The following is an 11,911-nucleotide window of genomic DNA, read 5'->3' on the forward strand; positions in this document are numbered from 1 at the left end:
TTTCAGTGATTTATTCGGCTACGCGGTGCGGTCCAGCGCACGAAGCGAGCGATCGGTGATGGAGCGGGCACCGCGGCCGATGGCCACCATGCCGGACTGCACGAGCTCCTTGATGCCGTGGGGCTCCAGAACCCGCACGAACGCCTCCAGCTTGTCCACCGTGCCGGTGACCTCGATGGTCACCGCGTCCGGCGCCACGTCGACACACCGCGCGCGGAACAGGTTGACCAGTTCGAGGACGTGCGACCTGCTGTCCGCGTCCGCCCTCACCTTGATCAGCATCAGCTCGCGCTGCACCGACTGGGCGGTGTCCAGCTCCACGATCTTGAGGACGTTCACCAGCTTGTTGAGCTGCTTGGTGACCTGCTCCAGCGGGAGTTCTTCCACGCTGACCACGATGGTCATCCGGGAGATGTCGTCGTGCTCTGTGGGCCCGACGGCCAGCGAGTCGATGTTGAAGCCTCGCCGGGAGAACAGGCTGGCGACCCTGGCCAGCACACCGGGCTTGTTCTCGACCAGCACCGACAGCGTGTGCCTGCTCATCAGTCCTCGTTCTCCCACTTCGGCGCCATGTCTCGGGCGTACTTGATGTCGTCGTTGCTGGTGCCGGCGGCGACCATCGGCCAGACCATCGCGTCCTGGTGGACGACGAAGTCGACCACCACGGGAACATCGTTGATCTCCATGGCCTTGCGGATCGTGGCGTCGACGTCCTCCGGTCGTTCGCAGCGCAGACCAACACAACCGTACGCCTCGGCCAGCTTGACGAAGTCCGGGATCCTCCGGACCGTCTGCAGGTTCGTGTTGGAGTACCGCTGGTTGTAGAACAGCGTCTGCCACTGGCGAACCATGCCGAGATTACCGTTGTTGATGACGGCCACCTTGATCGGCACACCCTCGATCGCGCAGGTGGCCAGCTCCTGGTTGGTCATCTGGAAGCAGCCGTCGCCGTCGATCGCCCACACGGTGGACTCGGGCCGCCCCATCTTGGCGCCCATCGCGGCCGGGACCGCGAACCCCATCGTGCCCGCGCCGCCGGAGTTGATGAACGTCCCCGGGTTCTCGTACCCGACGAACTGCGCCGCCCACATCTGGTGCTGGCCGACGCCCGCCGTGTAGTACGCGTCGGGGCCGACGATGGCGCTCAGCCGCTCGATGACGTACTGCGGAGCGAGGGAGCCGTCGGCGAACTCCTCGTAACCCAGGGGGTAGGTCCGCCGGTAGCCGTCGAGCAGGGTCCACCACTCGTCGAAGTCGCCCTTGCGACCGTCGGCGTGCTCATGCTCGATCGCCGCGATCAGGTCGCTGATGACCTCGCGGCAGTCGCCCACGATCGGCACGTCCGCGTGGCGGTTCTTGGAGATCTCCGCCGGGTCGATGTCGGCGTGGACGACCTTGGCGTGCGGCGCGAAGCTGGACAGATCGCCGGTCACGCGGTCGTCGAAGCGGGTGCCGAGCGCGATGAGCAGGTCGGACCGCTGAAGCGCTCCGACGGCCGACACGCTGCCGTGCATGCCGGGCATGCCCATGTGCTGGCGGTGGCTGTCGGGGAAGGTGCCGCGTGCCATCAGCGTCGTGACGACCGGGATGCCGGTCAGCTCGGCCAGCCGCAGCAGTTCGGGGGCCGCGCCCGCCTTGTGCACGCCGCCGCCGACGTAGAGGACGGGTCGCTTGGACTCCACGATCAGCCGGGCCGCCTCGCGGATCTGCTTCGAGTGCGGACGGGTGACCGGACGGTATCCGGGCAGCTGCAGGACCGGCGGCCACGAGAACGTCATGGTGTCCTGCATCGCGTCCTTGGCGATGTCGACCAGGACCGGGCCGGGCCGCCCCGTCGAGGCGATGTGGAACGCCTCCGCGATCGTCCGGGGAATGTCGGCGGCCTCGGTGACCAGGAAGTTGTGCTTCGTGATCGGCATCGTGATGCCGGAGATGTCCGCTTCCTGGAAGGCGTCCGTGCCGATCAGAGGCGTCGCCACCTGCCCGGTGATCGCGACGATCGGCACCGAGTCCATGTACGCGTCCGCGATGGCGGTGACCAGGTTCGTCGCACCCGGACCACTGGTCGCCATGCAGACCCCCACCTTGCCGGTGGCCTGGGCGTATCCCTCGGCCGCGTGGCCGGCGCCCTGCTCGTGCCGTACAAGCACGTGCCGGACCTTGGTCGAGTCGTAGAGGGGATCATAGGCCGGGAGGATGGCACCGCCCGGGATCCCGAACACCGTGTCGACCCCGACGTGCTCCAGCGCCCTCACGAGGGCCTGGGCACCTGTCATCTGTTCGGTCATCGGCTCGTTCCTTGTGGCTGAGCTGTCTGTCTGCTGGCATAAAAAATGCCCCGTCCGCCGATGCGGATCTGGGGCGCGCGCAGGACCTAGTGCTTCGTCAGGCCGCGCGCCTGCGAAGTACTACGAGGATCCCACTGCGATGCATGGCTACACGATGTCCGATCCACGCGCCCCTCGTCAAATTATCTCGGACACCGGTCTCACTATATGAGATCAACTTCCCCGCTCCGTACCGGCTGCCCGTACCCCGGGCCCGCCGCGCCGGAGGCGCGGCAATCAAGCACGGCGAGGCCGGACTACGCGGTGTTCTGGAGGGTGGTGCGCATCAGGTGGTCGACTCCACGTGCGGCCATGGGCCGTGCGACGAGGTATCCCTGGCCTCGCGTGCAGCCCATCTCACGCAGCAGTTCGAGCTGCTCCGGGCGTTCGATGCCCTCGGCGACGACGATCAGACCGAGGTCGTGGCCGAGTCGCACGATGGTGCGGGTGAGGAGGGTGAGAGTCTCGTCACGTCCGAGCCCTGAGACGAACGACGGATCGATTTTGATCATGTCTACCGGGAGTTGGCGGAGGAAGGCCAGCGAGGCGTAGCCGGTGCCGAAGTCGTCGATCGCGAGCCGTACCCCGAGAGCGCGCAGCTCCGACAGCTTGGCCACAGTGTCCTCGGCGTCTTCGACGAGCATCTCCTCGATGACCTCGAGCGTGAGCGCGCTGGCGGGCAGCCCGCTCTCGGCCAGCGCCTCGGAGACCGTCTCCACGAACCGCGGTGCGGTGATCTGCCGCGCCGACAGGTTGAGGGAGAGGCCGATGTCCCAGGAGGACTCGCGCCAGCCGGCCACCTCGCGGCAGGCCTCTTTGAGTATCCACTCGCTCAGCGGCACGATCAGCCCGGTGTCCTCGGCGGGGCCGAGGAACTGCTCGGGCGGTACGAACGTGCTGCCGCGCCACCACCGGACGAGCGCCTCGACGGCGGTGACCCGCGAGGTCGCGAGGTCGACGACGGGCTGGTACTCGACGGCGAACTGCTTCTCCTGGAGGGCGCGCTGCAGATCGGCCGCGAGTTCGAGGCGGCGTACGACGTCGGCGTGCATGTGCGCGGCGAAGACCTCGACTCGCCGCCCGCCCAGTTCCTTGGCCCGGGACATCGCGACGTCGGCGTTCCGCAGGAGGTCTCCGGCGGGCACGCCGTCCTCGGCGAAGGCGACGCCGACGCTGGCGGTCAGCGGCATGTCCCGGTCGGCGACGCGGAACGGCTCGGAGGAGACCGCGCGGACGAGCCGCTCGGCCAGGTCGATCGCGGTCTGGGCGTCCGTGCTGCTGGAGGCGCCGCCCCCGACCAGCACGGCGAACTCGTCGCCGCCCCATCGGGCCAGCGTGTCGTCGGCGCGTACGGCGGCGCGCAACCGGCGGGCCGCCTGGCCGAGAAGGTAGTCGCCGCTGGCATGGCCGACGGAGTCGTTGACCCCGGTGAACCCGTCGAGGTCCAGGAAGATCACGGCGGTGCGGCCGCCGTTCGGCCGGGCGAGGACCTCCCGGGCACGCTCCTCGAAGTACGCCCGGTTGGGCAGCCCGGTGATCCCGTCGTGGAAGGTGAGGTGGGTCACCTGGTTGCGCAGGGCCACCTGGTCGCTGACGTCGCGGACCGTGACCAGGACGAGGTCCTCTTTACGCAGGTGCCGGGTGGCGACCGACTCGGTGGGCCGCCAGGTGCCGTCCGACGCGCGGACCCGGCAGGCGACCCGGCAGGTCTCGTGGCGTTCCAGGGCGTCGCCGTCGTTGTCGAGCCGCCGGAGCAGCGCCTGGACGCCGGGCACGTCCTCGGGGTGGAGGTAGTCGACCAGGGGACGGCCGACGAGGTCGGCGGGACGGTAGCCGAACGTCGTCTGGACGCTGGAGCCGATCTCGCGCATCTCGCCGTCGTGGTCACACAGCAGCACGACGTCCCCGGTGTTCTCGGCGAGCCGGCGCAGTTGCCGCTCTCCGACGTCCACCAGACGGCGCATCCCCGCCGCCTCGATCAGGAGCAGGAGCAGCCGTCCGATGAGCACGAGGACGATGGCGACGCAGAGGCCGGGAAGGACCTGGTCCCGGCCGCCGGTGTACGCGTGGAACGCCACGGCCACCGTGGCGACGGCGACGAGGAGGAGAGGGATGACGGCCGTCACGACGGCGGGCAGCGGCCGCCGTCGCGGACGCGCCTCCACCCATGGAGCGGCGGCGAGGATCAGGAACGCGGCGGGGGCCACCAGGGTCACGGCCAGCGGCGGCGTGTCGCCGTCCAGCCTGGCGACGGCCGTCGCGAACTCCGCGACCGTGATCGCGCCGAGCACGCCGACCCCCGCCAGGCCGACCGACCGGTCGGCGGACCTGGACGCGATGACGGCGGGTGCCACGGCGCAGGCGGTCAGCAGGCAGACGACGGGCAGCGCCAGCGTGGAGAGGATCGTGGTGGCGCCGTCCACTTCGAGGAAGATCGGCCCGAGGAACCACACCCAGGCCACCGTGAAGATCGACGCGGCGGCGAGGAAGGCGTCCGTGGCCTGTCTGACCACACCCCTGCTGTACGGAGGGGGTTTGGCCGTGAAACCACACCCGATCATCAGAAGTAACGAGCTGACGAGGAGCAGCAGGTCGGCGAAGGTCAGCACGTAGGGCGTGCCGTCGGCGACCGGTCGCAGCCCGATGCCGACCAGCCAGGTCACGGAACCCGCCTCCAGCCAGCGCCAGGCCGCGGCCCGCCGCCGCTGTCCCGGCGCGACCCGCGTGGCGGCCAGCACGAGCGAGATCACGGCGAACAGCCCGGTGACGACCCCCGCCACCGCGACCACCACCGAGGACGCGCCTCCGGCGATGAGGACGCCCGCGATCGCCGCCGCGCCGAGCCCGGACGCGGCGGCGAGCGGGACCCTGGGGTCACGCCTGCGGATCACGCAGTCCCTCCCGCCATCGACTCGGCTTAGCTCTCCCTGTCACGAGGCCAGTTTGCGCAGGACATTCGATCGGCGCGACGACAACCGCCGAGTCGTCACCGATCCGATAACCAGCTGCGCGATGTGCTCACCGTACGGACCACAGGTCACGGGGCAGCCACTTTCCGGAATCCTTCGCGGGTCAGTAGAGCCCTGTGATGACGTTTTTAAGGGGTTCGCCGGACATGTACCGCGCGATCTGGTCATGGATCAGCTTCCGGGTCCGGCGTACGGACGCGGGGGTGCTACCCGCCACATGCGGGGTGATGAAGACGCCGGGCGCGGTCCACAGCGGGTGGTCCCGAGGGAGCGGTTCCGGGGCGGTGACGTCGAGTGCGGCACGCAGCCGCTCCTTCTGCAGTTCGGCGAGGAGCGCGTCGGTGTCCACGACGGAGCCGCGCGCGGCGTTCACCAACACCGCGCCGTCCTTCATGCGGGCGAGGAACCGGGCGTCGACCATGCCCGCCGTGTCGGCCGTGGCCGGAACGAGCAGCACGACGACGTCCGCGTCCGGCAGCAGGTCGGGCAGCTCGTCCTGGCCGTGCACGTCGCCTCGCGCGGTCCTGGCGACCCGGACGATCTCCACCTCGAATCCGGACAGGCGGCGTTCCAGTGCCTCGCCGATCGAGCCGTACCCGACGATGAGGACGGTCGCGTCGGCCAGTACCCCGGTGTAGTGACGCGCCCAGGTGCCGCGGGCCTGGGCGGCGGCGAACTCGGGGAAGTCCCGCAGCACCGCGATCATCGCGCCCACGGCCCATTCGGCGGTCCCCGCGTCGTGGACGCCCCGGGCGTTGCACAGGGTCACGTGGTCGGCCAGGTACGGCCGGTACGGGTCCACGCCGGCGGTCACGGTCTGGATCAGGCGGAGCGCGGACATCCTCGCCATCAGGCCGGGGGTGTCCGCCGCCGGCACGAGTGGTGGGACCCAGACCTCCACCTCGTCGATCCCGGCGGGCAACGGTCCGGTGCCGTCGTAAACCACGCACTCCAGTCCCGGCAGGCCGGCCAGCCCGTCGGCGATGTCCTCCGTCGCGACCCAGATCTTCACGGGACCAACCTAAAGGAACCCGTCGTTCCGGGCACCACTATGGGTACGGAGGAGGTCGCGATGATGGGCCGTACGGGACTGGCGGTGCTGCTGGCCGCCGCGCTGTTGGGATGCGCTCCGGCGACGGAGACGAGAGACGGGTCAGCAGGCGGGGCGGGAGGCGTGGCTGGAGGCGTGGCTGGAGGCGGGCCCGCCCCGGAGCCTCCGGTGGGGACGACGCCGACACGACCGCCGGGCACGCCGCGGACGCTGGTCGAGGGGCTGGCGGTGCCGTGGGCGATCGCGTTCCTGCCCGGAGGGGACGCGCTGATCACCGAGCGGGATTCGGCCCGACTGCTCAGGGTCACGCCCCAGGGGCGAAGCAGCGAGGTGGGCGTGATCGACGGAGTGTCCGCCCAGGGCGAGGGCGGCCTGCTCGGCGTGGCCGTCTCCCCGGCGTACTCCACCGATCATTTCGTCTTCGTCTATTTCACGGCGAACGACGACAACCGGGTGGTCCGGTATCGCTACGACGGCGGCCTCTCCGCCCCCACCCCGATCGTGACCGGCATCCCGAAGGGGGGCATCCACAACGGCGGGCGGCTGGAGTTCGGCCCCGACGGCTACCTGTACGCCTCCACCGGTGAGACCGGCCAGGAAGGGCTCGCCCAGGACAAGGACTCTCTCGGCGGCAAGATCCTGCGCATGACCGCCGATGGCCGGCCCGCGCCCGGAAACCCGTTCGGGACGCTCGTGTGGACCTACGGCCACCGCAACGTCCAGGGCATGGCCTGGGACCCCCGGGGACGCATGTACGCCACCGAGTTCGGCCAGGACACCTGGGACGAGCTCAACCTGATCGAGAAGGGCCACAACTACGGCTGGCCGGTGGTCGAGGGCTTCGGCGGCAAGGGCCGGTTCACCGACCCGCTGCTCACCTGGCGCCCCGCAGAGGCGTCACCGTCCGGCCTCGCGTACGCGGGCGGCTCGTTGTGGGCGGTGGCGCTGCGCGGGCAGCGGCTGTGGCAGATCCCCCTCTCCGAGGACGGCGCCGTCCGCCGGCCGGTCGCCCGCTTCACCAGGGAGTACGGCAGGCTGAGGGCGATCACCACGGCGCCCGGCGGGAGCCTGTGGATGGGCACCAGCAACAGGGACGGTCGCGGCTCTCCGCGTCCCGGTGACGACCGCGTCCTGGTGGTGCCGGTCCGCTGAGACGCGTCTCAGCCCGTCAGAGGCACAGAACCCGAGGCACAGAGCTTGGGTTCAAGGGGTCGTCGCAACGCTGCCTCGTCGGAGCGGTGGTAGGTGATCGTCGAGGGCTTCGGCTGGGGTTCTCCAGCCGAGCGTCGAACGCGTCTCAGTCATTCGAGGCGCAGATGACCGACGCCTCGGGCTCGTAGGTGGTCGTGAACGTCTGGCGGCTCGCCACCTTGTCACCCTGGCGCAACGTCCGGGTGACCTCGACCGTGAAGCCCGCCTGGCCGATCACGGGCACGCACCCCGGACCGCTCGCCGTACGGACCGTGGGGTTGACCTGCCGGGTACGCACCGGATCGGTGAGCTCGACCTCGAACCGCTTGGTGCTCCAGAGCTCGACGGTCACCGCGGTGTCGCCGGCGGAGGTCCGCACCAGCACCCCGTAGGGCGAGTCGTTCTTCCACTGCAGATCCGGGCCGGGATAGGAGATCGCCGCCTCCATGCCCAGGGGGTACTGCCGGATGTAGTGGTCGTACGGAGTGTGCTCCACGTCCTCCATGCCGGCGCGCATGGCGGCGTTGAACATCGTGGTCGCGAACTGCGAGATGCCCGCCACGTCGGCTCCGGCCTTTCCGCGGATCAGCGTGGAGGCCGCTCCGCCGACGTATCCCGCGGACGGCTCCCTGCGCCCGATGAACTGGTTGAGCGAGAACGTCTCCCCCGGCGCGACCAGATGGCCGTCGAGTGCACGCGCCACAGTCTTGATGTTGGTGACGCGCGGCAGGCAGCACGCGAACTCGGTGGTGAATCGGCCCACCTCCTCGGTGATGCCCATCCGCTGTGCCTCGTCATCGGTCACGGCCGGCCGCCCGGCGGTCAGGTGGACCCGGGCCGTACGGCTTCCCGAGGTGATCGCCTTGACGACGTCCTCCGACAGGCGCTCGGTGTCCAGCACGTGACCGGCCTTCGCTCGCACGAGGGTGGGCTTGCCTCCGGTGACCGTGAACGTGGCGTCGCGGGGCAGCTGCCGGGGGTCCATGAGCCGGTCCTCAAGGCCGGCCAGTGCCTCCGCCGCGTCGAAGACGGGCCGCAGGTCGTGCTGCCCGTCCGCGGTGAACGTGAGATTCGCCGCGAGGAGCTCCGGCGAGATCCGCACCGAACCCGTCCCGCTCGTCACGGTGATCGGTCCGGCGACGGCGCGTTTGGCCCACGCGAGCGCGCGCCGCACCTCCGCCCGGCTCACCAGCGGTTCGTCGGTCCGCGTGGTGACCTCCACCATCGCGTCGGGACTGAGATACGCCCGCTGGATGTCGGCGGCGACCTTGGCGTGATCGATCGCTCGTCCGGCCCGCGGATAGGTCGGGACCGGCGTCAGCCCACGGAAGTCGACGTCGCCCTCCTGGGCGGAAGTGGCGAAGACCGCCGTCACGTTCCTGGCCACGGCGACCTCCAGCCTCGCCTTGTCGACCGTGACCTTCGGGGGGATCTCGTGGCCGCTCGTCAGGGCCTTCCAGACCGCGGTGGGACCCGGGAACCCCTCCGACACCTGCCGGACCGTCGCCTCCGCGTCGAGGGAGAGACCGGCCTGTTCGGGGTTCACCGAGGCACGCTCCATGCCCTGCTTCACGATCACCGGAGTGCGCGCCAGGCCGGACAGCCTCTTCTGCAGGGTCCGTACGGCCTCCGCCTCCGTCTGGCCCCCGATGTCGACGCCCAGCACCGTGGTGCCGGGCAGGACCCGGCCCGCCATGACCGCGGCGGGCACCAGATAGGCGAGCAGCGCCAGCACGAGCAGCACCGGCAGGCCGAACCTGAGGAGTCGTCCGCGCGGCTCCGGCTCCGGCTCGATGACAGGTGGCGGTTCCTGGCGGGCTTGGCGATCGGCCACCGGCCAGGGTTCGACCGCCGGAGGCGCGGCGGGCGGCAGCACGTTCGGTCCCTGCCCCGTGGAGGCGGGAGACGCCAGGTGCCCGGCGCCGAGAATGTCGGCGGAGACTCCCGGGGGCAATGCCCCCGAAGCGGGCCGTACGGGATGCTTCCTGGGCGAATCAGGCGGAGATCCCGCCGCGAACGCATCCGTCGGCGGGTCGATGGACGCTTCCGCGTTCCGCACGCCTAAGTCTCCTCCGGCTCAGGGGCATCTCCGCTCAGTTAACCCTAAAGCACCCCCTTCTGGATATGCCGGAAATCAGGCGACACAAGGCTTTTGGCTTTGCAGAGCTCGGCGGCTCGGGGTGCCCCTGAGGCGGTGATCTTCCTCGTCGCCCGGGACTCGTGCCTCGCCCGCTCGTTCCTCGTCAGACCACCGCCGTGCCCCGCGCGCACCGGCTGAGCACGTCGCGTCGCGTCCCTCGTCGGTTACTTCCCCGCCGCGTCCCGAGCGGGCCGCGGCGGGGAGACCATGGGGGTCAGGAGACGCCGAGCTTCTCCAGGATGAGCTCGCGCGCGCGGGCGGCGTCGGCCTTGCCACGGCTGGCCTTCATGACCCCACCGACCAGGGCGCCCACCGCGGCGACCTTGCCGGAACGGACCTTGTCCGCCGCGTCGGAGTTGTCCGCGAGGACCTTGTCGATGATCGCCGACAGCTCGCCCTCGTCGTTGACGATCTGGAGACCGCGCTTCTCGACGACGTCGTCCGGGGTGCCCTCGCCGGCGAGCACGCCTTCGAGCACCTGCCGGGCCAGCTTGTCGTTCAACGCGCCCGACGCGACCAACTCGGTCACTCGCGCCACGTCGCCGGGCGTGATGGACAGCTCGGCGAGAGCCGTACCTGCCTCGTTGGCCCTGCGGGCCAGCTCACCCATCCACCACTTGCGGGCGTCGGCGGCGGGAGCCCCGGCCGCGACCGTCGCCTCGACCAGGTCGATCGCGTCGGCGTTGTGCATCGCCTCCATGTCCAGGTCGGACACGCCCCACTCCTGCTTGAGCCGGGCCCGCCGCACGGACGGCAGCTCGGGCAGGGCAGCCTTGAGCGAGGCGACCCAGTCGAGGTCGGGAGCGATCGGCAGCAGGTCGGGCTCCGGGAAGTAGCGGTAGTCCTGCGCCTCCTCCTTGGACCGGCCGGACGTGGTCCGCCCCGTGTCCTCGTGGAAGTGCCGGGTCTCCTGGATGATCCGGCCGCCGTCGGCGAGGATCGCCGCCTGGCGCTCGATCTCGCCCCGGACCGCGCGCTCGACGCTGCGCAGCGAGTTGACGTTCTTGGTCTCGGTCCGGGTGCCCCACTCGGCGGAGCCGCGCGGCATCAGCGAGACGTTGACGTCGCACCGCATGGAGCCCTCCTCCATGCGGACGTCCGACACGCCGAGCGAGCGCATGACCTCCCGCAGCTCCGTCGCGTACGCGCGGGCGACCTCGGGGGCCATCGCGTCGGTCCCGGCGATCGGCTTGGTGACGATCTCCACCAGCGGGATGCCGGCCCGGTTGTAGTCGACGATCGAGTAGTCGGCGCCGTGAATGCGACCGGTGGCACCGCCGACGTGGGTCGACTTACCGGTGTCCTCCTCCAGGTGGACCCGCTCGATCTCGATCCGCACGGTCCGCCCGTCGACCACGACGTCGAGGTAACCGTCGGTGCACAGCGGCTCGTCGTACTGGCTGATCTGGTAGTTCTTCGGCATGTCCGGATAGAAGTAGTTCTTCCGGGCGAACCTGCACCACTCGGCGATCGAGCAGTTCAGCGCGAGACCGATCCGGATCGTCGACTCGATCGCCTCGGCGTTGGCGACCGGCAGCGAACCGGGCAGCGCCAGGCAGACCGGGCAGACCTGCGTGTTCGGCGCCGCACCGAACTCGGTCGGGCAGCCGCAGAACATCTTCGACGCGGTGCCGAGCTCGACGTGCGTCTCCAGCCCCAGCACCGGCTCGAAGCGCTCCAGCGCCTCGTCGTACGGCATGAGCGTCTCAGTGCTCACAGGTGTCTCACCACTTTTCATATATCCGCGAATGTCAGCACAACGGGATACACACCCGTCAGTTTCACGCCGTCAGCCATAACGGAAACCCAGCCGATCCACAGCCTTCGCCATCGACGTCCACTCCCCGAACGCGTGAGGTGACCGGCTCCCGGCCGGCGCGGAAGCGCTCGATCTCACTTTCTGTGACGAGCACGGACTCGTCAGCCGGGCGCTGGTTGGGCCCGGCGGGCTCGACCAGCCTCGGTTCGTGAACCGTCCCCACGCCGGCGGACAAGCCCCACGGCGTCCCCGCGTACGGCGTCTACCGCGTCGTACAGATCGCCACGGGCCCGCATGGAGACGGAAGGGAGAGCGTCGAAGAGCCTGGACGTGCCGCTGGCGTCGGTGCCGATGAGAGCGAGGAACGGCGGCGCGTCGAGGGCGCAGTCCGCGAAGGACTTGAAGCCGTCGATCTCGATGCGGGTGATCACGCCGCCGTTCCTCCTCTCTGATGTGCGGGCGCCCTGCCCTCTG

At 70.1% G+C, this 11,911-nt stretch carries 7 protein-coding genes and 1 pseudogene; 1 reads left to right on the forward strand and 7 read right to left on the reverse strand.

Annotated elements, in window-relative coordinates; all coding sequences use genetic code 11:
* Positions 1-18: 18 nt before the first annotated feature.
* The 4 genes and pseudogenes from ilvN to IMZ11_RS19255 all read right to left on the reverse strand — a co-directional run bounded on the left by ilvN (position 19) and on the right by IMZ11_RS19255 (position 6,308).
* A complete protein-coding gene (gene ilvN / locus IMZ11_RS19240) occupies positions 19-543 on the reverse strand; it encodes an acetolactate synthase small subunit (protein WP_228643362.1) in 525 nt (174 codons plus the stop codon).
* Positions 543-2,309: pseudogene (locus IMZ11_RS19245) on the reverse strand (acetolactate synthase large subunit); the annotation flags it as partial. The pseudogene IMZ11_RS19245 and the gene ilvN, both read right to left, overlap by 1 nt.
* A gap of 275 nt (positions 2,310-2,584) precedes the next feature.
* Entirely contained in the window at positions 2,585-5,218 is a 2,634-nt protein-coding gene (locus tag IMZ11_RS19250) for a bifunctional diguanylate cyclase/phosphodiesterase (RefSeq protein ID WP_228643366.1), read from the reverse strand.
* 181 nt (positions 5,219-5,399) lie between these two features.
* Positions 5,400-6,308 carry a 2-hydroxyacid dehydrogenase gene (locus IMZ11_RS19255; RefSeq protein ID WP_228643368.1) on the reverse strand — a complete coding sequence of 303 codons (909 nt, stop codon included), beginning with the start codon at positions 6,306-6,308 and terminating at the stop codon, positions 5,400-5,402.
* 63 nt (positions 6,309-6,371) lie between these two features.
* On the opposite strand from IMZ11_RS19255, the gene IMZ11_RS19260 reads away from it, so the two are divergent.
* On the forward strand, positions 6,372-7,499 hold the full coding sequence (locus IMZ11_RS19260; protein WP_374462376.1) for a sorbosone dehydrogenase family protein: 1,128 nt from the start codon (positions 6,372-6,374) through the stop codon (positions 7,497-7,499).
* Between the two features lie 145 nt (positions 7,500-7,644).
* Here the strand turns inward: IMZ11_RS19260 and IMZ11_RS46260 are convergent, their stop codons facing one another.
* From IMZ11_RS46260 to IMZ11_RS19275, 3 genes are all read right to left on the reverse strand, one after another.
* The gene (locus tag IMZ11_RS46260) at positions 7,645-9,597 is read right to left on the reverse strand and encodes a VanW family protein (RefSeq protein WP_228643372.1); all 1,953 of its coding nucleotides are present in this window, start codon (positions 9,595-9,597) and stop codon (positions 7,645-7,647) included.
* Between the two features lie 295 nt (positions 9,598-9,892).
* Positions 9,893-11,416: an Asp-tRNA(Asn)/Glu-tRNA(Gln) amidotransferase subunit GatB gene (gatB, locus tag IMZ11_RS19270; RefSeq protein ID WP_228643375.1), complete on the reverse strand. Its 1,524-nt coding sequence runs from the start codon at positions 11,414-11,416 to the stop codon at positions 9,893-9,895.
* A gap of 182 nt (positions 11,417-11,598) precedes the next feature.
* On the reverse strand, positions 11,599-11,868 hold the full coding sequence (locus tag IMZ11_RS19275) for a hypothetical protein (protein ID WP_228643377.1): 270 nt from the start codon (positions 11,866-11,868) through the stop codon (positions 11,599-11,601).
* Between the last annotated feature and the right edge of the window lie 43 nt (positions 11,869-11,911).

Source organism: Microtetraspora sp. AC03309, from assembly GCF_020826795.1.
Classification (GTDB): domain Bacteria; phylum Actinomycetota; class Actinomycetes; order Streptosporangiales; family Streptosporangiaceae; genus Microtetraspora; species Microtetraspora glauca.

Coding starts and splice junctions, on each gene's coding strand:
- ilvN (WP_228643362.1), bottom strand. CDS start 543: ATGAGCAGGCACACGCTGTCGGTGCTGGTCGAGAACAAGCCCGGTGTG.
- IMZ11_RS19260 (WP_374462376.1), top strand. CDS start 6,372: ATGGGCCGTACGGGACTGGCGGTGCTGCTGGCCGCCGCGCTGTTGGGA.
- gatB (WP_228643375.1), bottom strand. CDS start 11,416: ATGAAAAGTGGTGAGACACCTGTGAGCACTGAGACGCTCATGCCGTAC.